This is a genomic window from Pseudomonas sp. NPDC089392 (assembly GCF_044749595.1).
Taxonomy (GTDB): domain Bacteria; phylum Pseudomonadota; class Gammaproteobacteria; order Pseudomonadales; family Pseudomonadaceae; genus Aquipseudomonas.
In genome coordinates this window covers 139,662-159,956 of the sequence record NZ_JBIVIF010000010.1, presented here as the reverse complement: position 1 = coordinate 159,956, position 20,295 = coordinate 139,662, and the positions used below count along the sequence as shown (strand labels likewise).

Here is a 20,295-nt window from a genome sequence, read left to right as displayed (position 1 = left end):
GCTGAATAAAAGCATCGAAGCGTGAGGATTCATCGCATGAGCCAGGACGAACACATCAGGGACTATAAAGGCGCCGCCGCCGGCTGGGGGGCGCTCAAGAGCGTGACCAAGAGCTGGCTGGGCAGCGAAAACGCCTTCAAGAACCTGCGGGCCATGCTCAAGACCAACCAGAACGGCGGCTTCGACTGCCCCGGCTGCGCCTGGGGCGAGTCGCCGGAAAGCGACATGGTCAAGTTCTGCGAAAACGGCGCCAAGGCGGTCAACTGGGAAGCCACCGGCCGCTCGGTGGACCCGGCATTCTTCGCCAAGTACAGCGTCAGCGCACTGAAGGACCAGACGGACTACTGGCTCGAATACCAGGGCCGCCTCACGCACCCGATGCGTTACGACGCCGCCACCGACCACTATGTCGAAACCACCTGGCAAGAAGCCTTCGAACTGGTCGCCAAACACCTGCGTGCGCTGCAGTCGCCGGATGAGGCCGAGTTCTACACATCGGGCAGGGCCAGCAACGAGGCGGCGTTCCTCTACCAGCTGTTCGTGCGCGCCTACGGCACCAATAACTTCCCCGACTGCTCGAACATGTGCCACGAAGCCAGCGGTGCGGGCATGTCGGAAACCCTGGGGGTGGGCAAGGGCACTGTAGTGTTCCATGACCTGGAGCTGGCCGACGCGATCTTCGTCATCGGCCAGAACCCCGGTACCAACCACCCGCGTATGCTCGAACCGCTGCGCGAGGCGGTCAAGCGTGGTGCCCAGGTGGTCTGTTTCAACCCGCTCAAGGAGCGCGGCCTGGAGCGTTTCCAGCACCCGCAGCACCCGTTCGAAATGCTCAGCAACGGCTCCGAGCCGACCTCCAGCGCCTACTTCCGCCCGGCCCTGGGTGGCGACATGGCGGCCATGCGCGGCATCGCCAAGTTTCTCTTGCAATGGGAGCGCGAAGCCCAGGCCAAGGGCGAGCCGGCGGTGTTCGACCATGCCTTCATCGCCGAGCATACCAGTGGCGTCGATGACTACCTGGCAGCGGTGGACGCTACCCCCTGGGAGCACATCGTCAAGCAGTCGGGCCTGACCCTGGCCGAGATCGAGCTGGCTGCGCGCATGTACCGCAAGGCCGAGCGGGTGATCATGTGCTGGGCCATGGGCGTTACCCAGCACCGCCACTCGGTGCCGACCGTGCAGGAAATCGTCAACCTGCAACTGCTGCGTGGCAACGTCGGCAAGCCCGGCGCCGGGCTGTCGCCGGTGCGCGGCCACAGCAACGTGCAGGGCGACCGCACCATGGGCATCGACGAAAAGCCCAAGGCGGCGCTGCTCGATGCCATCGAAAAACGTTTCCAGTTCCGTGTGCCGCGTGCCCACGGGCACAACGCGGTGCTGGCGATCAAGGCCATGGAAGAAGGGCGGGCCAAGGTCTTCGTCGCCTTGGGCGGCAACTTCGCCCAGGCCACCCCAGACACCCCGCGCACCCACGCGGCGCTGCAGAACTGCGCGCTGACCGTGCAGATTTCCACCAAGCTCAACCGCTCGCACCTGGTCACCGGCCGCGATGCGCTGATTTTGCCGTGCCTGGGCCGCACTGAAATCGACCTGCAGAGCGAAGGGCCGCAAGGCGTGACCGTGGAAGACACCTTCAGCATGGTGCACATCTCCAACGGCCAGTTGCGCCCGCGCTCGCCGCACATGCGCTCGGAGCCGTGGATTGTCGCTGGCATGGCCAAGGCCACGCTGGGCAACCAGCCGATCGACTGGGAATATGCAGTGGCCGATTACAACCGTATTCGCGACATGATCGCTGACGTTATCCCTGGGTTCACCGATTTCAATGAACGCCTGAATAGCCCAGGCGGTTTCCACCTGGGCAACAACGCTGCCGACCGCAACTTCCGCACGGCCACGGGCAAGGCCCGCTTCATGCCCCATGCGCTGCCCGAGGAGTTGATCAACGCCAAGGTGCTGGCCCGTGGCGACAAGCCCGACCTGATCCTGCAGACCTTGCGTTCGCACGACCAGTACAACACCACCCTGTATGGCCTGGACGACCGCTACCGTGGGGTGTTCGGCCTGCGTGAAGTGGTGTTCGTCAACGAGGCCGACATCCGCCGGCTGGGCTTCGAGCCGGGTGAGCAGGTGGACCTGGTGTCGCTATGGGAGGATGGCGTGGAGCGGCGGGTGTCGGGGTTCCGCCTGGTGGCCTATGACGTGCCGGAAGGGCAGGCGGCGGCGTATTACCCGGAGACAAACCCGCTGGTGCCGCTGGAGAGTTATGGCGAGGGGACTTATACCCCGACCTCGAAGTTTGTGGCGATCAAGGTGGAGAAGGCCAAGGCTGGTAACCGGATTGCGGCGGTGTTGGCCTCGGATTGATGGGTTGCCTGTAAGGGCCTCTTCGCGGGTGAACCCGCTCCTACAAGGATCACTACAGCCCTGAGACCTGTGGTGATCCTTGTAGGAGCGGGTTCACCCGCGAAGAATCCACCACCGATTCAGGAACGGTTCACCGGGTAGGCCGTGGTGTACTTCATCTGCTCCATGGCAAAACTGGAGGTGATATTGGAAAGCCCATCAGTACTGGTAATCAGCTTTTTGTAAAACCGGTCATACGCCGCAATGTCCCCCACCACCACCCGCAGCATGTAATCCCAGTCCCCCGACATGCGGTAGAACTCCATCACTTCCTCGAACCCGGTCACCGTCGCGGCAAACTGCTCCAGCCAGGCGCTGTCGTGGCGCTGGGTCTTGAGCTGGACGAACACGGTAAGCCCCAAACCCAGCTTTTCCGGGTCGAGCAGGGCGACACGGCCGACAATGTAGCCGTCTTCCTCCAGGCGCTTGACCCGCTTCCAGCACGGCGTGGTGGACAGGTTGACGGCCTCGGCCAGGTCCTTCAGCGAGATCGAGGCGTCGCGCTGTAGCAGGGTGAGAATGTGCTGGTCGAAACTGTCCATATCGCGCGTTGGCCGTGCAGAAAAATATTTCACAGATTACCCCAAGGCCAGAAGATTTGGGTTGTGCGATAGTTGCAGCCTTAATTCTGCCAATGGGCCTGACCATGTCCGACAAGCCGCGCAATTTCGCCACCCGTACCATCCACGCCGGCGAGCAGTTCAGCGTCGCCGATAACGCCATTTTTCCGGCCATCGTCACCGCCAGTTCGTTCACCAAACGCAGCCTGGACGACAAACCGGAGTACTCCTACAGCCGCGTCGGCAACCCCACCCGGCATGCCTACGAGACCTGTGTCGCGGCGCTGGAAGAAGGCGTGGGTGCAGTCGCCTGTGCCTCTGGCGTGAACGCCACCGCCACGGTGCTGGAACTGCTGCCCAAGGATGCCCACGTGGTGGTGATGAACGGCGTGTACGGTGGCACCTTCCGCATCCTCGAAGACTACCGCAGCCACACCTCTGGCCTGACCACCACCTATGTCGACCTTAACGACCTCGATGCGGTGGCCGCTGCCATCAAGCCGGAAACCCAGCTGATCTGGATCGAATCACCGACCAACCCGTTGCTGCACCTGGTCGACATCAAGGCGGTGTGCGACTTGGCCAAGGCGCGGGGCATTCTCACCTGCATCGACAACACCTTCTGCTCGCCCTGGAACCAACGCCCGATCACCCTGGGCGTGGACCTGGTGATGCACTCGGCCAGCAAGTACATCGGCGGTCACTCCGACCTGACCGGTGGCGTGGTGGTGGCGGCCAATGATGCGCTGCTGGCACGCCTGCGCCGCATCAGCATGGCGATTGGCGCGGTGCAAGGGCCGTTCGACTGCTACCTGGCCTTGCGCGGCCTGAAGACCCTGGATGTGCGCATGGAGCGCCAGTGTGCCAACGCCCTGCAGGTAGCGCGCTTCCTCGAAAACCACGCACAGGTCGAGCAGGTGTATTACCCGGGGCTGGAAAGCCACCCGCAGCATGAACTGTGCAAACGCCAGATGCGCAGCGGTGGGGCGGTGGTGGCGATGAAGGTCAAGGGCGACCGCGCTGCGCTGAACCGCCTGGTGGAGGCGCTGCAGATCTTTGTGCTGGCCGACTCGCTGGGCGGGGTGGAAAGCATGATCAACCACTCCTGGAGTATGTCGCACTGCTCGTTGAGCCCGGAGCAGAAGGGCGTGATGGGGATCAGCGAGAACCTGCTGCGGCTGTCGGTGGGGATCGAGGATTACCGCGACCTGGTCGAGGACCTGGATGGGGCGTTGAACGCGCTGGTTGTTGTGTAAGGGCTGCCGGCCTATTCGCGGGTGAACCCGCTCCTACATCGGACCGCGTACCTTGTAGGAGCGGGTTTATCGAGGCGTCGAACCGCCGCGAATAGGCCAGTAGCTTCAATGAATTCCTGTCAGGATTTCGGCGGATGAATGATCCGTTCGATCTTGTCCTTGATCAGCAACCGCTCCTTGCGCAGGCGGTTGACGGCCTCGTCGTTGGTACCGTTGCCTTCGGCGGCTACCACCTCCTTGTCCTTGGCGTTGTATTCCTTGTGCAGTGAATGCAGCGCCTGGTCCTTGTCCATGAGCGCCTGGAATGCGTCAGCGGTAACGTGCAGGTCAGCGAGCAGATCATGCGGAACTGGCATTTCTTCACCTCTGTCAGGGTTGTCGGTAAGGTCCTGACCTCTGAGGATAGCCGCCTTTGCGCAGGCCGGTGATGGCGGCCTGGCTGAACGGCAGCTGAAAGAAACGCAGATGAGCGCCAAAAGATGCCCCTTCACGAAATTGTTACCATCTTTTTCACAAAAAATTGATGACGCGCTTTCTAGAGTTCGCCCAACTTTCCCACGGTGCCATCTGGCCTGGGGGTTGATAATCACTCTTGATTGCGAACGCTGATGCTCAACTTCAAATCCCTGCGGACTGAATGGGTCACGCTGCTGGCCAGCCTTTACCTGCTGATTGGCTTCAACATGTTCCTTTGGGGGCACCTGCAAGAGATCGTGCCCGCCGGCCTGTCGGGGCTTTGGCTGAGCCTGGCGTTCGCCGTGCTGATGTTGTTCGCGTTCAACCTGATACTGACGCTGTTTGCCTTCCGTTATGTATTGAAACCGTTATTGATCATCTTGTTCTTGAGTGGCGCGGGCGTCGCTTACTTCATGAACCGGTACGGTGTACTTATTGATGCCGGCATGTTCCGCAATATGGCAGAGACCAATGTTTCGGAAGTGCGCGACCTGATGTCGTTCAAGTTTGCCGCTTATATCCTGCTGCTCGGTGTGCTGCCTTCGATACTGCTGTGGAAGGCCAAGATCGCCTACCGCCCCTGGCACCGCGAGCTGCTGGGCAAGCTGGTGGTCAGTGGTGCCTGCGTAGTGGCCCTGGGCTCGGTGGCGCTGGTCAACTACCAAGGCCTGTCGTCGCTGTTTCGCAACCACCACGAACTGCGCCTGATGCTCACCCCCAGCAATATCGTCGGTGCCTCCATTGGTTATGTCAGCGAGCGCGTCGGTACGGCATCGCGCCCGTTCCAGAGTTATGGCGAAGATGCCAAGCGTGATGTTGCCTGGCAGAAGCATGAGCGCAAGTCGCTGACCGTGCTGGTGGTGGGTGAAAGTGCCCGGGCAGACCATTTTGGTGTGCTGGGCTATGACCGCGATACCACGCCGAACCTTGCCAAGGAGCAGGGCCTGCTGGCGTTTTCCGACGTGCACTCGTGCGGCACGGAAACCGCCGTCTCGGTGCCGTGCATGTTCTCTGGCATGAAACGCAAGGACTACGATGCCCGCGTGGCGAAGAACCGCGAAGGCCTGCTGGATATCCTGCAGCGTGCCGGCCTGGCCGTGCAGTGGCGCGATAACCAGTCGGGTTGCAAGGGCACTTGCGACCGCGTTCAGTTCATCGATGTGAGCAACCTCACCGACCCGCAGCTGTGCGCCAATGGCGAATGCCATGACCAGATCCTGCTGCAAGGCCTGGACCAACTGATCGACAACCTCGACAAGGATACCGTGCTGGTGCTGCACCAGATGGGCAGCCACGGCCCTGAGTACTTCAAGCGTTACCCGGGCGCCGACCAGCGCTTCACCCCGGTATGCCAGAGCAACGCGCTGGACCAGTGCAGCGAGCAGGAAATCATCAACGGCTACGACAATACCCTGGCCTACACCGACAAGGTGCTGGCGTCGCTGATCGACACCCTGCGCAGCAAGCAGGACAAGGTCGACACGGCGATGATCTACCTGTCCGACCATGGCGAGTCGCTGGGCGAGTACAACCTGTTCCTGCACGGCACGCCGTACGCCATCGCCCCCGAGCAGCAGAAGCACGTGCCGCTGCTGACCTGGTTCTCCGACAGCTACAAGGAGGACTTCGGCGTCGACACCGACTGCCTGGCCAAGCTCAGCGATGCCCCGCTGTCGCAGGACAACCTGTTCCACTCGATGCTCGGCCTGCTGCAGGTACACACCGAGGTCTACCAGCAGTCGCTGGACATGTTCGCCAGCTGCCGGCCTTGGCTGGCGGCCAAGCGCTAAGCCTATGTCTGTACCCGGCCCCTGTAGGAGCAGCCTTGTGCTGCGAAGAGGCCGGTACAGCCAATACAGCCTGATGATCAATGCACCGACCCTTTCGCAGCACAAGGCTGCTCCTACAAAAGGTGCCGGTGCCGCACCGTTTATCTATTCCAAGGATGGCCCGGGTTTCACCAGCAGTGCCCGCGCCGTATATACTGCGCGCCAATGTTAGTGGGAGAGCCTCGTGGCCATCGAAATACACTGGATCCGTGACGACCAGAGCCTGGCCGAACACTGCCGCGACTGGCACCAACTGCCCTTCGTCGCCGTCGATACCGAATTCATGCGGGTCGACACCTTTTACCCGAAAGCCGGGCTGATCCAGATCGGCGACGGCCAGCGGGCCTTCCTGATCGACCCGCTGCTGATCGACAACTGGCAACCCTTGGCCGACCTGCTGGAAGACAGCGGCGTGGTCAAGGTGCTGCATGCCTGCAGCGAAGACCTCGAAGTGCTGCTGCGCCTGACCGGCAAGCTGCCCCAGCCGCTGTTCGACACGCAGCTGGCCGCCGGCTACCTGAACCTGGGCTTCTCCATGGGCTATTCGCGCCTGGTGCAGGAAGTGCTGGGAATCGAGCTGCCCAAGGGCGAAACCCGCTCCGACTGGCTGCAGCGCCCGCTCTCGGAAACCCAGGTCAGCTATGCCGCCGAGGATGCCGTGCACCTGGCCGAGCTGTTCACCGAGCTGCGCCCGCGCCTGAGTGACGACAAGTACGCCTGGGTGCTGGAAGACGGCGCCGAGCTGGTCGCCCAGCTGCGCCGCGAAGTCGAGCCCGAAAGCCTGTACCGCGACGTCAAGCTGGCCTGGAAGCTGGCGCCCCAGCAACTGGCGGTGCTGCGTGAGCTGTGCGCCTGGCGCGAGCGCGAAGCACGCAGCCGCGATGTGCCGCGCAACCGTATCCTCAAGGAGCACTCGCTGTGGCCCATGGCCAAGAGCCAGCCGAACAACCTGTCGGCGCTGGCCAAGATCGACGAGATGCACCCGCGCACCATTCGTCAGGACGGTGAGTTCCTCATCCAGCTGATCAAGCGCGCCGCCAGCCTGCCAGCCGAGCAGTGGCCCGCGCGGTTGCCCGAGCCGCTGCCGATCGAGGCCGCTGGCATCCTCAAGCAGCTGCGTGCCATCGGCCAGGCCGAAGGCGAGCGCCTGGGGATTGCTCCCGAGCTGATGCTGCGCAAGAAAGCCCTGGAAGCGCTGCTCAAGAGCGGCTACCCCAATGGCCCTTATCAACTGCCCGATTCGCTGCGCGGCTGGCGCCGTGAGCGTATGGGCCAGGCCCTGCTGGACAACCTGGCAGGTGTCGGAGAAACCCGATGAAACGCATTTGCTCGATTTACAAGAGCCCCCGCAAGAACGAAATGTACCTGTATGTGCTCAAGGCCGACGGCCTGGAGCGCGTACCCGAAGGCCTGCTGCCGTTCTTCGGCAACCCCGTGCACGCCTTCGACCTGGTGCTCAGCCCCGAGCGCAAGCTGGCCCGCGAGGACATCACCAAGGTGCTGGAGAACCTCGACAACCAAGGCTACCACCTGCAGATGCCGCCGCTTGAAGACGAGTACATCGAGCATCTGCCCGAAGAACTGCTGCGTCGTAACGACCCGGTCTGACAATGCGCGTATTGATAGCTGAGCATGACCATGCTCGATATGCCGAGCTTTTGCGTGCAGCCGCGCCTGATGTGGAAATCCTGACCAGCGGTGATTCGGCCGAACTGGCCCGCCAGGCACCGCAGTGCCCGGTGTGGCTGGGCCAGCCAGACCTGCTGGCGAGCCTGCTGCGCCAGGGCCACAAACCGCAGTGGATACAGTCGACCTGGGCCGGTATCACACCGTTGCTGGCCGATGGCCTGCCGCGTGTTTACCGCCTGACCCGTGCGGTGGGCATCTTCGGCCAGGTGATGGCTGAATATATGCTCACCTACATGCTTGGCCATGAGCGCGAAGTGCTGTCGCGCCTGGTCAGCCAGGTCGAGCGGCGTTGGGATGACCGCCCGGGGCGCAGCCTTGAAGGGCGCAAGGTGCTGGTTGTTGGTACCGGTGACATTGGCCAGCGCGTGGCCGAGTTCCTGCGGCCGTTTGGCGTGGTGCTGTACGGGGTTGCCAGCAGCGCCCGTGAACAGGCGCCGTTCGTCGAGGTGGCGGCGCTGGCCGACCTGCCGCGCATGGTTGGCCAGGTCGACTACGTGCTCAACCTGCTGCCGGACACCCCGGCCACTCACGACCTGTATGACGCAGCGCTATTCAAATGCTTCCAGCCCACGACGCTGTTCATCAATGCCGGGCGTGGCGCGGCAGTGGTCGATGCTGACCTGGTAGTGGCGCTGAAAGAGGGCCATCTGGCCGGTGCGGTGATTGATGTGTGCCGCCAGGAGCCGCTGCCCAAGCAGCACCCTTTCTGGACTGCCTGGGGCTTGCTGCTGACCGGGCACAGCTCGGCGCCTACCTCGCCGGCGGCGATGGTGCGGTTGTTTGTCGAGAATGTGCAGGCTTATGCAGCAGGGCAGGGGTTGCGTGGTGAGGTCGACTTCGCCCGGGGTTATTAATTGTAGTGCCTGTGCCGGCCTCTTCGCGGGTGAACCCGCTCCTACAACGGTCTCCACAGTCCTGAGGGAAATGGGAGGCCTTTGTAGGAGCGGGTTTACCCGCGAAGAGGCCGGTACTGGCAACCCAAAACTTACAGGCTGAAATCACCCTCAGCCGCCAGCTCACTCAGCGGCTTGCGCGGGCTAGGCACTTCACGCGCCTGCAGCGCTTCGTCCAGGCTGGCCTTGTCACCCATCTTGCCGATCGCCACCATGGCATGCAGCACATAGCCTTCAGGAATCTTCAACTCCTGACGCGCCAGTTCCTGGTCGAAACCGGCCATGCCATGGGTATGCCAGCCACTGATGCTGGCCTGCAGGGCCAGGTGCCCCCAGGCGGAACCGGTGTCGAAGGTGTGCCACAGCGCCGGTTTTTCTTCGGTGGCGCCTGGGGCGGTGAAGGTGGTCTTGGAAATCACCAGCACGAGCGCCGACGCCTGTTGCGCCCAGCTGCGGTTGAACGGCACCAGCAGGCTCAGGTAACGCTCCCAGCTCGGCGTGTCACGGCGGGCATACAGGAAGCGCCAAGGCTGCGAGTTGTACGCCGACGGTGCCCAGCGTGCCGCTTCAAGAAAGCTCAGCAGGGTCTCTTCGCTGATCGGCTCGGCGGTGAAGGCGCGTGGCGACCAACGGTTGATGAACTGTTCGTTGATGGCGTAATCGGCAATGCGGGGGTTGGCGCTCATGGCTGCTCCTGCAAAAGGACGGGAAAAGCGCACGCTACTGCGTCCCGTCGCGACTGACAAGCGGTCTGGCTTTGCCGGAGCCCAGGCTCTAGACTGGCGCCGCCGCGCGCCGTGGCCCCAAGATGAATGCAGGAAACCCGTGTAATGATCGCTGAAAACGCGCCGTTCTGGCGGCGCAAGACCCTCGAACAACTCAGCCCGCAAGAGTGGGAGTCACTGTGCGACGGCTGCGGCCTGTGCTGCCTGCAAAAGCTTGAGGACGAGGACGACAACAGCGTCTATTACACGCGCATCGCCTGCAAGCTGCTGGACCTCGACAGCTGCCAGTGCAGCGACTACCCCAACCGCTTCGCCCAGGTGCCTGACTGCATCCAGCTCACCCCGGGCAAGGCCGACCAGTTCAAGTGGCTGCCGAGCACCTGCGGCTACCGCCTGGTCAGCGAGGGCAAGGACTTGCCCGCTTGGCATCACCTGGTTTGCGGCGATCGCCAGCAGGTCCATGACCAACGCATTTCCCAGTCGGGGCGTATGCTCAGGGAGCAGGATGTGCACGAAGACGACTGGGAAGACCACCTGATCTTCCGCGCCAGCTGACCGGCGCGGCCCGCTGCCACGGGGAAACAAGGAGTTTCTGTATGCGTTGCCAGCTGTTGCTAGTGTTGGGCCTGATAGCCAGTTCGCCGGCCTGGGCGAAAAAGGTCGACCTCGACTACCAGGTGCGTCTGTTGCCTGCCAGTGGCCAGGCGGAAGTCCGTGTTACCTTGGCCGAAGGCAGCGCCGTGCGCAGCCTGGACTTCGACCTGGGCAAGGCCGGGGCCTTCAGTGGCTTCCAGGCTGATGGCCAATGGCAAGTGAACGGCCGGCGTGGCGTGTGGCAGCCAGCGGCCGGCAAGACCAGCCTCAGCTACCGTGTGCAGCTGGACCAGAAGCTCGCCAGCGGTGCCTATTCCTCGCGTATCACCCCACACTGGGCGCTGTTCCTCGGCGACCAATTGGTGCCACCAGCACGTCTCGACCAGCAGGATGGCACCGAGCTGGTGGCGCGCCTGTCATTCGACCTGCCCGAGGGCTGGAAGAGCATCGAAACCTCCTGGCCGCGCGTGGGCAAGGACAAGTTCCGCATCGACAACGTATCACGCCTGTTCGACCGCCCGACCGGCTGGATGCTCGCCGGTGACCTGGGCAGCCGCCGCGCCCGCCTGGGCGATACCGAGGTGACCGTGGCCGCGCCGGTGGGGCAGGGCATGCGGCGCATGGACAGCCTGACCTTGCTGACGTTTGTCTGGCCGCAATTGCAAGCGGTGTTCCCACGCAACCCGCCGAAGCTGCTGCTGGTCGGTGCCCGTGATGGCATGTGGCGTGGGGCGATGGCGGCGCAAGGTTCGTTGTACCTGCACAGTGCTCGGCCGATGGTCAGCGAGAACGGCAGCAGCCCGTTGTTGCGCGAAGTGGTGCAGTTGTTTGCGCAGATTCATGGGCGTGACGGCAGTGACTGGCTGGTGGAAAGCCTGACTGACTACTACGCCAGCGAGTTGCTGCGCCGTTCGGGCGGGGTGAGCGATGACCGTTACCAGGCCTGGCAGGCACGCCTGAGCAAGCAGGGCGCCAAGGTCACCCGGCTCAAGGGCGAGCACGCAAGCCCGGCGCAGGTGGCCCGCGGGGTGATGCTGCTGCAGGCGCTGGACAAGGAAATCCGCATCCACACCCAGGCCAAGCGCTCGCTGGATGATGTGGTGCGCGGGCTGATGCGCCTGCCCAGCGTCAGTACCGAAGAGTTTGTGCAGATCAGCGAGAATGTGCTGGGGCGGCGGTCTGAGGTGTTGCAGAGCAAGGCGTTGCGTTAGACATCTCTATTGCCTGTGCGGGCCTCTTCGCGGATAAACCCGCTCCTACAGGGTAATCACCCCTGTTGTAGGAGCGGGTTTACCCGCGAAGAGGCCCGCACAGGCAATGCATCAATCAACTGCCAGCCAACGGATCCTTCCCTGTCACCGTCACCCCCCGCGTCGCCGCCTCGGCGCTGGCCTTCAACGCCTCCAGCTCCGCCGCACTGCGTTTTATATCCGAACGCAACCGCTGATACTCCTGCCGATGCTGCTGCCACCAGGCCTTGGTCGAGCAATGCCCGCTGACCCCACGCGCCACCGCCAGGCCACCCACCACCATCTGCAACAAACCGACCAGGCCGCCATGGCGCAGTCCCTTGCTGAACATCAACGCGCCTCCCGCCAGCGAGCTGACCCGTTCCAGGCCATGGACATTGTGCTGCGAGGACGCAGCGGAATGGATATCGAGCATGACAACCCCTCCATGTGAAATGTAAGCAGCTGACTCGCAGCAGGCCGCCAGCGTTCATTCGAGTCGCCCAGCGGCAAGCCATGTCGCACCCAGGGCTCTGCCATGCGTCTTTCAGCGGCGCCAATGTCATTTATGGTCAAGTCTCTGGCGGATCCAGGCAACTTGACCGCCCCCTCGCTGGCGTACCGTGACCGGGCGCGAAGCTCATCCACGCTGGGTTTCGATCCAGGAGCTTCACGTCCCCCACAAAGAAAACAAAAGCAGGGATCAGGATGACAATGACAAGCGCGAGTGGCGCCGGCAATCAGCTGGCGCAAGGCTTCAAGCAACGCCATGTGACCATGCTCTCCATCGCCGGGGTGATCGGTGCCGGGTTGTTCATCGGCTCCGGGCACGCCATTGCGGCGGCCGGCCCTTCGGCCATCGTCGCCTATGCCCTGGCCGGTGCATTGGTAGTGCTGGTGATGCGCATGCTTGGGGAAATGGCCGTCGCTAGCCCCGATACCGGCTCGTTCTCCACCTACGCCGACCGCGCCATCGGCCGCTGGGCCGGCTTTACCATCGGCTGGCTGTACTGGTGGTTCTGGGTGCTGGTAATACCCATCGAAGCCATCGCCGCTGGCGTGGTACTCAACAACTGGTTCCCGCACATCGATGCCTGGTTCTTCGCCCTGAGCATGACCGTGCTGCTGACCGCCACCAACCTGTTCAGCGTGGCCAAGTACGGCGAGTTCGAGTTCTGGTTCGCCATGCTCAAGGTCATCGCCATCGTTGCTTTCATCGCCTTGGGCGCAGCGGCTTTGGCCGGGGTGCTGCCGGGTCGTAAAGTCAGTGGCCTGCCACTGCTGCTGGAGCAGGAGGGCGGCTTCATGCCCAATGGCTGGACGGCGATCATCGGCGCTCTGCTGACTACCATGTTCAGCTACCTGGGCACCGAAGCGGTGACCATCGCCGCTTCAGAATCGAAAGACCCGGCGCGCAATATCGCCAAGGCCACCCGCTCGGTGATCTGGCGCATCAGCGTGTTCTACCTGCTGTCGATCTTCGTGATCATCTCGGTAGTGCCGTGGAACGACCCGCTGCTGCCGGTGCAGGGCTCCTACCAGCGCGCGTTGGAAATCATGCACATCCCCTACGCCAAGCTGCTGGTGGACATGGTGGTGCTGGTGGCGGTGGCCAGTTGCCTGAACTCGTCGATCTACATCTCGTCGCGGATGCTCTACTCGCTGAGCAAGCGCGGTGATGCGCCGGGCTTCATCCAGCGCACTTCCAAGGTAGGCGTACCGCGTGCGGCGGTGATCGGCAGCACGCTGATCGGCATGCTGGCAACCATCGTCAACTACTTCGCCCCGGCCGAAGTATTTGCCTTCCTGCTGGCCAGTTCCGGGTCGATTGCCTTGCTGGTGTACCTGGCCATTGCCTTCTCGCAACTGCGCATGCGCGCCATCCTGCAGCGGCAGAATGTCGAGATTGCTTTCAAGATGTGGCTCTACCCGTGGCTGACCTATGCGGTGATCGGTTTCATCATCTTTGCCTTGGGGACCATGTTCGTCATGCCGCAGCACCGCATGGAGGTATCGCTGACATTGGCGCTGGCGTTGGTGATTTTGGTACTGGGGGTGATTACCAGCAAGCGGCATGCGCAGCTGGAGGCCTTGGCGACCGCGTAACGGGATTTGTGTGAATGAAAGAGAGCCACCTGCCTGCAGGTGGCTTTTTTATTTGTGTTGGCCTCTTCGCGGGTGAACCCGCTCCCACAGGGATATCACTGTGCTCAGACCCTGTGATGCCCCTGTGGGAACGGGTTCACTCGCGAAGAGACCGGCACATTTTGCCCATTTGTCTGATCTGGCTAATTACCTGTCCGGTTTGGCAATGCAGCCCCATGGGTGTTTAATTCCACCCCTGAGCCCTCTGGAACCCCTTGAAACAAAGGACCAGACTGATTTCACCGTTCATCGAAAATGCTGTAGACACATTGTCTAACAGTGACCTATAGTCGTTATACAAATAGTAGACATAGCTCTATGACAACAAAGAAGGCCGCCATGAAAGCCACCGTTCAACCACTCGCCGCAGAAGTGCCGCAAGACCGCAAGGCCGTCCTTGCCGAAGCACTGCGCCGCCGGATCCTCAGCATGGAACTGGCCCCGGGCGCCGTGGTGGACGAGCTGGCCCTGTGCGACGAATTTGGCCTGTCGCGCCCCCCGGTCCGTGAGCTGTTGCGCCAGATTGCCGCTGAAGGCTACATCGAACTGGAAGCCAACCGCGCGCCACGCGTCGCTGCCATGAATCACGAGTCGCTGCACAGCTTTTACGTTGCCGCGCCGCTTATCTACGTTGCTACTACCCAACTGGCTGCCACCTACGCCAGTGCCGATGAAATCGAGGTGCTCAAGGCCATCCAGGCCCAGTTCCGCCAGGCCATCGAAGAGCGCGACGTGGAAAACCGCGTGCTCTACAACGACGCCTTCCACCTGGAAATCGGCAAGATGGCGCACAACGACTACCTGATGCCGAGCCTGCGCCGCCTGCTGATCGACCATACCCGCCTGGGCAAGATTTTCTACCGCCATCCGACTACCGACGACATGCAGCGGGACCTCGAGATCGCCTGTGAGCAGCACGAACAGATTATCGAGGCCATCGAACGCCGTGATGCGCAAACCGCTGGCCAATTGGCCCGCGAGCATATGGAACTGTCGCGTCGGCGCATGGCCGAGTACGCCGCACCGCAAGGGCTGGATGTACCGATCCAGATATGAATTACCCAGGTCAGGCCACTGCTGCTGACCACTCGTCAACAACAAGATCCAGGTTAGTGACATGACAAGAATAAGTTCGTTACCTGCCGATGATGCCACCTGTGGCTGGTACCACCTGAGCAAACCCCGCACGCCAAGGCCGGCCCACAGTGGCCACAGCCAGGCGCGTTGGGTGGTGGTCGGCGCCGGCTTCACCGGCCTGGCGGCTGCACGCCAGCTGGCAACGAACTTCCCGGATGACGAGATCGTGCTGATCGAGGCCCAGGAGGTCGGTTTCGGCACCTCCGGCCGTAACGCCGGTTTTGCCATCGACCTGCCGCACGACATCGGCGCCGAGGACTATATCGGCGACATCGACATCGCCAAGACCGTGCTCAAGCTCAACCTGGGCGGCCAGTCGTACCTCAAGGAGCTGATCGAGCGCTACGACATCGAGTGCCAGTTCCGCCACTGCGGCAAGTACCAGGCAGCCATCGAAGACCGCGGCATCGCCGTGCTGGATGCCTACCGCCGCGGCCTGGACAAGCTTGGCCAGCCCTACGAAGTGATCGAAGGCCGCGACCTGCCTGATCACATTGGCACGCATTTCTACCGCAAGGGCCTGTTCACCCCCGGCACTGCACTGCTGCAGCCTTCGGCACTGGTGAAAGGCCTGGCCGACAGCCTGCCAAGTAACGTTTCCCTTTACGAACACACGCCGATCACTGAAGTCGACTACGGTGACAAGGTGGTGCTGCGCCACGCCAACGGTTCGATCACCGCCGACAAGCTGGTGCTCACCACCAACGCCTTTGGCATGAGCTTCGGCTTCCTCAAGGGCCGCATGCTGCCAGTGTTTACCTACGGCAGCATCACCCGCCCGCTGACCGAAGAAGAGCAGGCACGTCTGGGTGGCAAACCCTACTGGGGTGTGATCCCGGCCGATCCGTTCGGCACCACCATGCGCCGCACCGTCGACAACCGCCTGCTGATCCGCAACAGCTTCAGCTACAACCCCGACGGGCGCAGCAACCGCAAATACCTGGACCGTTTTGTCCAGCGCCACCGCGAATCGTTCGCCCGGCGTTTCCCGATGTTGCCCGGGGTGAACTTCGAATATACCTGGGGCGGTGCATTGGCACTGTCGCGCAACCACATGGGCTTCTTTGGCAAGTTGGCGCCCAATGTAGTCGGCGCGCTGTGCTGCAATGGCCTGGGTGTTACCCGTGGCACCGTCACCGGCAAGTTGCTGGCCGACTGGCTGGCCGGTGACAAGAACGAACTGATCGAATTCTTGCTCAATGCCCCAGGGCCTTGCGCAAACCCGCCGCAGCCCCTGGTTTCCCTGGGCTTGAATGCCAACCTGATGTGGGGGCAGTTCCGCGCTGGCAAAGAAAGCTGATCGCTGACCGGTTGTAACCTTGAACATTTGATGCCGGGGCTGATTTAGCCGGCACGGGCACCCTTTGCCCGAATTTGATGATCGACCGGTGGGTCGGTCACCCGGGGCTGATTGCTGTTTTCAGTTTCGCGGGCACGCTCGCCTTGAATTTGTGCATGTAGCAGAAGTGGTAGGAACAATAATGACAAGTCCGAATGTTTCGATTGAAGATGTACCGATCAACAACTTCCACCAGTTGCTGACTTTGCGTTCCGGTGGCGGTTCGTTCGTCGATGGCTATGTACTGAGTATCATCGGCGTGGCCATGGTGCAGATGTCCGCGGGCCTCAGCCTGACCAGTTTCTGGCAGGGCATGATCGCCGCCTCGGCGCTGATCGGCATTTTCTTCGGTGGCTTCTTCGGTGGTTGGCTGACCGACCGCTTCGGCCGCAAGCGCGTGTTTTTTGTCGGCCCGACCCTGTTCATCCTGGCGTCGTTGGCGCAGTTCTGGGTGGAGTCGGCGCTGACGTTGTTCCTGCTGCGCTTTGCCATCGGCATTGCGGTGGGCATCGAGTACCCGGTGGCCACCTCGCTGCTGTTGGAGTTCCTGCCCAAGAAGAACCGTGGCCCACGCCTGGCCACCCTGACCGTGCTGTGGTTCGCCGGTGCCGCAACCGCCTACATGGTCGGTGAGTCGATCCTGCGCCACGGCGGCGACGATGCCTGGCGCCTGGTGCTGGCCAGTGCCGCGGTGATCGGCGCGCTGCTGTTCGCGATCCGTTTGGGCACCCCCGAATCGCCGCGCTGGTTGATCAGCAAAGGCCGCTCCGCCGAAGCCGAGCAGGTGATCAAGCGTGTATATGGCAACGGCTTCTCGCTGAAAAACCTGCCGGAAGAACCCAAGACCCGCAAGCTGTCGTTCCTCAGCCTGCTGCACTCCGGCTACGGCAAGCGCATGCTGTTCGTCACCATGTTCTGGACTTGCTCGGTGATCCCGGTGTTCGCCGTCTACGCTTTCGCTCCGAAGGTGTTGGGTGCGCTCAACCTGAAAGGGGACTGGGCAGCCATCGGTTCGGTCGCCATCACCTGCCTGTTCGTGGTCGGTTGCCTCATCGGCACCCGCCTGCTGAACACCATTGGCCGACGCACCACGCTGCTGCACAGCTTCTTCTGGTCGGGCCTGGCACTGTTGGGCCTGGGCGCCTTCAGCAACGGCAACGAGATGCTCATTCTCACCCTGTTCGGCGCCTACGCGCTGTTCATTGGCGGAGCCCAGGTGCTGCAGCTGGTCTACCCGAACGAGCTGTTCCCCACCGAAATTCGTGCTGGCGCCGTGGGCGTTGGCACCTCGATGTCGCGTATTGGCGCCGCCGTTGGCACCTGGCTGGTGCCCATCGCCCTGGACAGCTATGGCATCGGCGCGACCATGTACGCCGCAGCGGCGGTGACCTTCGTCGGCCTGGCCTTCTCGGTCGCCCTGGCCCCGGAAACCCGTTCGCTGAACCTGCAACAAGCGGCTTCGCTGAACTGAATTCTTGACACCCGCCGCAGTGTCGACCCGCTGCGGCCTTTACAACACTGAGCAACGCACTGGAGAACCTACCGTGAAATTCGAAGGCATCTACACCCCGGCAATCACTCCGCTGGCTGCGGACGGCTCGATCGACAAGGCGGCGTTCGCCGAGGTCCTCGAATACCTGGTCGAGTCGAAAATCCACGGCGTCATCATTGGTGGCTCCACCGGCGAGTACTACGCTCACACCACCCAGGAGCGCATTGACCTGGCTGCCCAGGCCAAGGACGTGCTCAACGGCCGCCTGCCGCTGATCGTCGGCACCGGTGGCATCCGTACCGAAGACGCCGTGGCCTTCGCCCAGCACGCCAAGGAAATCAAGGCCGATGCGCTGCTGGTGGGCACCCCGCCGTACGCGCTGCCGACCCAGCAGGAAATCGCCCTGCACGTCAAAGCCGTCGACGCCGCCGCCGGCCTGCCGATCATGCTCTACAACTACCCAGGCCGCATGAGCGTGAGCATGGGCGAAGAGTTCTTCGATGCCGTTGCCGATGTGAAGAACATCGTCGCCATCAAGGAAAGCTCCGGTGACATGGCCCAGCTGCACCGCCTGGCCATCAAACGCCCGAACATCCAGCTGTCGTGCGGCTGGGACGACCAGGCCCTGGAGTTCTTTGCCTGGGGCGCCAAGAGCTGGGTCTGCGCAGGCTCCAACTTCATCCCGCGCGAGCACGTGGCCTTGTACGAGGCCTGCGTGATCGAGAAGAACTTCGACAAAGGCCGCAAGATCATGGCCGCCATGATGCCGCTGATGGACTTCCTTGAAGGTGGCAAGTTCGTCCAGGCGATCAAGAACGGCGTTGCCCTGAACGGCCTGAGCACTGGCGGCGTTCGCAAGCCGCTGACCGACCTCGATGCAGCCGAGAAAGCCGAGCTGCAGCGCGTGGTCACCGAACTGAAGGCCACTATTGCCCAGATCAAATAAGGAGCCACGAACATGGCTGAATTGCTGAACAAGGAACAATACGCGGCCATCGCCGCCGAACTGCAACTGCGCACCCAGGCGTTCATCGACGGTGAATTCCGCGATGCCATCTCTGGCCGCACCTTCGTCACCACCAACCCGGCCACCGGCAAGCAGCTGGCTGAAGTCGCCGCTTGCGACGTCAACGACGTCAACGTCGCCGTGGCCGCGGCCAAGCGCGTGTTCGAAGAGGGCACCTGGTCGAAGATGCAGCCGAACGACCGCAAGCACGTGCTGCAGAAGTTCGCCCAACTGCTGGAAGACAACGCCCACGAACTGGCCGTACTGGAAGCGCTGGACAGCGGCAAGCCGGTCAGTGAGTGCCAGACCGTCGACGTGCCGGAAACCATCCACACCATCCGCTGGCACGCCGAGCTGATCGACAAGATCTACGACGCCACCGCCCCGACCGGCAACGCCGCCGTGACCATGGTGGTGCGCGAAGCCATCGGCGTGGTCGGCCTGGTGCTGCCGTGGAACTTCCCGCTGCTGATGCTGGCCTGGAAGATCGCCCCGTCGCTGGCCGCCGGTTGCTCGATCGTGGTCAAACCGGCCAAGGAAACCACCCTCAGCGCCCTGCGCGTGGCCGAACTGGCCCATGAGGCCGGCATTCCAGCCGGTGTGTTCAACCTGGTGCCTGGCGGTGGCCGTGAAGTGGGCGAGGCCATCGGCCGCCACATGGACATCCCGATGGTCAGTTTCACCGGCTCGACTGATACCGGCCGGCTGTTCCTGAAATACGCCGCCGAGTCCAACCTCAAGCGCATCGTCCTGGAGCTGGGTGGCAAGAACCCGGCCGTGGTCATGAACGACTGTGAAGACCTGGACGAAGTGGCCCAGTTCGTCACCGCCGGTGCGTTCTGGAACATGGGCGAGAACTGCTCCGCCTCGTCGCGTCTGATCGTGCACAAGGACGTCAAGGACGAGCTGCTGGGCCTGATCGCCAAGCACCTGAAGGACTGGAAGCTGGGCGACCCGCTCGACCCGGACAACCGCCTGGGCGCGATGGTCAGCAAGTCACACTTCGAGAAGGTCAAGTCGTACCTGGAATACGCTGCCGAGCAGAAACTCAGCATCGTTCAGGGCGGCGAAACCGAGGACGGCGTGTTCGTGCAGCCGACCATCGTCGACAACGTTGGCCGCGACAACAAGCTGTTCGTCGAGGAAATCTTTGGCCCGGTGCTGAGCGTGACCAGCTTCGAGACCATCGACGAAGCGATCGAGCTGGCCAACGACACCGTCTACGGCCTGGCGGCTTCGGCCTACACCGGCAGCCTGCGCAATGCGCTGCGCCTGTCGCGTGAAATCCGTGCCGGCGTGGTGACGGTCAACTGCTTCGGTGAAGGTGATGTGACCACGCCGTTCGGCGGCTACAAAGAGTCCGGCTTTGGTGGGCGCGACAAGTCCATCTGGGCCCACGACCAGTACACGGAGCTGAAGACCATCTGGATCAACGCTTCGTGATCTGAGCAAGACCGGTGCTGTTCTGACGGAGTTCGGCACCTGGCCGCCCTGTGTTGCCAGTGCTGGCCTCTTCGCGGGTAAACCCGCTCCCACAGG

The 20,295-nt window shown here is 62.6% G+C and carries 18 protein-coding genes; 14 read left to right on the top strand and 4 right to left on the bottom strand.

Annotation, left to right across the window (positions count from 1 at the left end; all coding sequences use genetic code 11):
• Positions 1-36 precede the first annotated feature (36 nt).
• Positions 37-2,367 carry an FdhF/YdeP family oxidoreductase gene (locus ACIP1G_RS12265; protein WP_400737077.1) on the top strand — a complete coding sequence of 777 codons (2,331 nt, stop codon included), beginning with the start codon at positions 37-39 and terminating at the stop codon, positions 2,365-2,367.
• Positions 2,368-2,486: 119 nt separating this feature from the next.
• Here ACIP1G_RS12265 and ACIP1G_RS12260 read toward each other — a convergent pair whose 3' ends face one another.
• The gene (locus ACIP1G_RS12260) at positions 2,487-2,948 is read right to left on the bottom strand and encodes an Lrp/AsnC family transcriptional regulator (protein ID WP_400737074.1); all 462 of its coding nucleotides are present in this window, start codon (positions 2,946-2,948) and stop codon (positions 2,487-2,489) included.
• Positions 2,949-3,040: 92 nt separating this feature from the next.
• On the opposite strand from ACIP1G_RS12260, the gene ACIP1G_RS12255 reads away from it, so the two are divergent.
• Positions 3,041-4,222 (top strand): trans-sulfuration enzyme family protein, encoded by a 1,182-nt coding sequence (locus tag ACIP1G_RS12255; RefSeq protein ID WP_400737071.1) that lies wholly within the window; start codon positions 3,041-3,043, stop codon positions 4,220-4,222.
• A gap of 119 nt (positions 4,223-4,341) precedes the next feature.
• Here ACIP1G_RS12255 and ACIP1G_RS12250 read toward each other — a convergent pair whose 3' ends face one another.
• Positions 4,342-4,578: a YdcH family protein gene (locus ACIP1G_RS12250; RefSeq protein WP_400737068.1), complete on the bottom strand. Its 237-nt coding sequence runs from the start codon at positions 4,576-4,578 to the stop codon at positions 4,342-4,344.
• Between the two features lie 252 nt (positions 4,579-4,830).
• On the opposite strand from ACIP1G_RS12250, the gene ACIP1G_RS12245 reads away from it, so the two are divergent.
• From ACIP1G_RS12245 to ACIP1G_RS12230, 4 genes are all read left to right on the top strand, one after another.
• The gene (locus ACIP1G_RS12245) at positions 4,831-6,468 is read left to right on the top strand and encodes a phosphoethanolamine transferase (RefSeq protein ID WP_400737066.1); all 1,638 of its coding nucleotides are present in this window, start codon (positions 4,831-4,833) and stop codon (positions 6,466-6,468) included.
• A gap of 223 nt (positions 6,469-6,691) precedes the next feature.
• Positions 6,692-7,825, top strand: a complete 1,134-nt coding sequence (gene rnd / locus ACIP1G_RS12240; RefSeq protein ID WP_400737063.1) for a ribonuclease D — start codon at positions 6,692-6,694, stop codon at positions 7,823-7,825.
• Positions 7,822-8,115, top strand: a complete 294-nt coding sequence (locus ACIP1G_RS12235) for a YcgL domain-containing protein (protein ID WP_400737061.1) — start codon at positions 7,822-7,824, stop codon at positions 8,113-8,115. Before rnd ends, ACIP1G_RS12235 begins: the two co-directional genes overlap by 4 nt.
• Positions 8,116-8,117: 2 nt before the next feature.
• Positions 8,118-9,050, top strand: coding sequence for a D-2-hydroxyacid dehydrogenase (locus ACIP1G_RS12230; protein ID WP_400737058.1), 933 nt, complete (start codon positions 8,118-8,120; stop codon positions 9,048-9,050).
• 131 nt (positions 9,051-9,181) lie between these two features.
• Here ACIP1G_RS12230 and ACIP1G_RS12225 read toward each other — a convergent pair whose 3' ends face one another.
• Positions 9,182-9,775 carry a nitroreductase family protein gene (locus tag ACIP1G_RS12225; protein ID WP_400737055.1) on the bottom strand — a complete coding sequence of 198 codons (594 nt, stop codon included), beginning with the start codon at positions 9,773-9,775 and terminating at the stop codon, positions 9,182-9,184.
• A gap of 144 nt (positions 9,776-9,919) precedes the next feature.
• Here ACIP1G_RS12225 and ACIP1G_RS12220 point away from each other — a divergent pair, with 144 nt between their 5' ends.
• Positions 9,920-10,369, top strand: coding sequence for a YcgN family cysteine cluster protein (locus ACIP1G_RS12220; RefSeq protein ID WP_400737052.1), 450 nt, complete (start codon positions 9,920-9,922; stop codon positions 10,367-10,369).
• Positions 10,370-10,410: 41 nt separating this feature from the next.
• Entirely contained in the window at positions 10,411-11,619 is a 1,209-nt protein-coding gene (locus ACIP1G_RS12215; RefSeq protein WP_400737050.1) for a hypothetical protein, read from the top strand.
• A 115-nt stretch (positions 11,620-11,734) separates the two neighbouring features.
• Here the strand turns inward: ACIP1G_RS12215 and ACIP1G_RS12210 are convergent, their stop codons facing one another.
• Positions 11,735-12,073, bottom strand: coding sequence for a DUF2892 domain-containing protein (locus ACIP1G_RS12210; protein ID WP_400737047.1), 339 nt, complete (start codon positions 12,071-12,073; stop codon positions 11,735-11,737).
• Between the two features lie 272 nt (positions 12,074-12,345).
• Here ACIP1G_RS12210 and gabP point away from each other — a divergent pair, with 272 nt between their 5' ends.
• The 6 genes from gabP (at position 12,346) to ACIP1G_RS12180 (ending at position 20,199) form a co-directional block, all read left to right on the top strand.
• The gene (gabP, locus tag ACIP1G_RS12205) at positions 12,346-13,743 is read left to right on the top strand and encodes a GABA permease (RefSeq protein WP_400737044.1); all 1,398 of its coding nucleotides are present in this window, start codon (positions 12,346-12,348) and stop codon (positions 13,741-13,743) included.
• Between the two features lie 378 nt (positions 13,744-14,121).
• Entirely contained in the window at positions 14,122-14,838 is a 717-nt protein-coding gene (locus ACIP1G_RS12200) for a GntR family transcriptional regulator (protein WP_400737042.1), read from the top strand.
• A 61-nt stretch (positions 14,839-14,899) separates the two neighbouring features.
• On the top strand, positions 14,900-16,219 hold the full coding sequence (locus ACIP1G_RS12195; RefSeq protein ID WP_400737040.1) for an NAD(P)/FAD-dependent oxidoreductase: 1,320 nt from the start codon (positions 14,900-14,902) through the stop codon (positions 16,217-16,219).
• Positions 16,220-16,400: 181 nt separating this feature from the next.
• Positions 16,401-17,729: an MFS transporter gene (locus tag ACIP1G_RS12190; protein WP_400737037.1), complete on the top strand. Its 1,329-nt coding sequence runs from the start codon at positions 16,401-16,403 to the stop codon at positions 17,727-17,729.
• A 73-nt stretch (positions 17,730-17,802) separates the two neighbouring features.
• On the top strand, positions 17,803-18,696 hold the full coding sequence (locus ACIP1G_RS12185; RefSeq protein WP_400737035.1) for a dihydrodipicolinate synthase family protein: 894 nt from the start codon (positions 17,803-17,805) through the stop codon (positions 18,694-18,696).
• Positions 18,697-18,708: 12 nt separating this feature from the next.
• On the top strand, positions 18,709-20,199 hold the full coding sequence (locus tag ACIP1G_RS12180) for an aldehyde dehydrogenase (RefSeq protein ID WP_400737033.1): 1,491 nt from the start codon (positions 18,709-18,711) through the stop codon (positions 20,197-20,199).
• Positions 20,200-20,295: the final 96 nt, after the last annotated feature.

Bases quoted from the DNA above. Each gene is read 5' to 3' on its own strand.
- ACIP1G_RS12265 (WP_400737077.1), top strand. From the start codon at position 37: ATGAGCCAGGACGAACACATCAGGGACTATAAAGGCGCCGCCGCCGGC.
- ACIP1G_RS12260 (WP_400737074.1), bottom strand. From the start codon at position 2,948: ATGGACAGTTTCGACCAGCACATTCTCACCCTGCTACAGCGCGACGCC.
- ACIP1G_RS12255 (WP_400737071.1), top strand. From the start codon at position 3,041: ATGGGCCTGACCATGTCCGACAAGCCGCGCAATTTCGCCACCCGTACC.
- ACIP1G_RS12250 (WP_400737068.1), bottom strand. From the start codon at position 4,578: ATGCCAGTTCCGCATGATCTGCTCGCTGACCTGCACGTTACCGCTGAC.
- ACIP1G_RS12245 (WP_400737066.1), top strand. From the start codon at position 4,831: ATGCTCAACTTCAAATCCCTGCGGACTGAATGGGTCACGCTGCTGGCC.
- ACIP1G_RS12235 (WP_400737061.1), top strand. From the start codon at position 7,822: ATGAAACGCATTTGCTCGATTTACAAGAGCCCCCGCAAGAACGAAATG.
- ACIP1G_RS12230 (WP_400737058.1), top strand. From the start codon at position 8,118: ATGCGCGTATTGATAGCTGAGCATGACCATGCTCGATATGCCGAGCTT.
- ACIP1G_RS12225 (WP_400737055.1), bottom strand. From the start codon at position 9,775: ATGAGCGCCAACCCCCGCATTGCCGATTACGCCATCAACGAACAGTTC.
- ACIP1G_RS12220 (WP_400737052.1), top strand. From the start codon at position 9,920: ATGATCGCTGAAAACGCGCCGTTCTGGCGGCGCAAGACCCTCGAACAA.
- ACIP1G_RS12215 (WP_400737050.1), top strand. From the start codon at position 10,411: ATGCGTTGCCAGCTGTTGCTAGTGTTGGGCCTGATAGCCAGTTCGCCG.
- ACIP1G_RS12210 (WP_400737047.1), bottom strand. From the start codon at position 12,073: ATGCTCGATATCCATTCCGCTGCGTCCTCGCAGCACAATGTCCATGGC.
- gabP (WP_400737044.1), top strand. From the start codon at position 12,346: ATGACAATGACAAGCGCGAGTGGCGCCGGCAATCAGCTGGCGCAAGGC.
- ACIP1G_RS12200 (WP_400737042.1), top strand. From the start codon at position 14,122: ATGAAAGCCACCGTTCAACCACTCGCCGCAGAAGTGCCGCAAGACCGC.
- ACIP1G_RS12195 (WP_400737040.1), top strand. From the start codon at position 14,900: ATGACAAGAATAAGTTCGTTACCTGCCGATGATGCCACCTGTGGCTGG.
- ACIP1G_RS12190 (WP_400737037.1), top strand. From the start codon at position 16,401: ATGACAAGTCCGAATGTTTCGATTGAAGATGTACCGATCAACAACTTC.
- ACIP1G_RS12180 (WP_400737033.1), top strand. From the start codon at position 18,709: ATGGCTGAATTGCTGAACAAGGAACAATACGCGGCCATCGCCGCCGAA.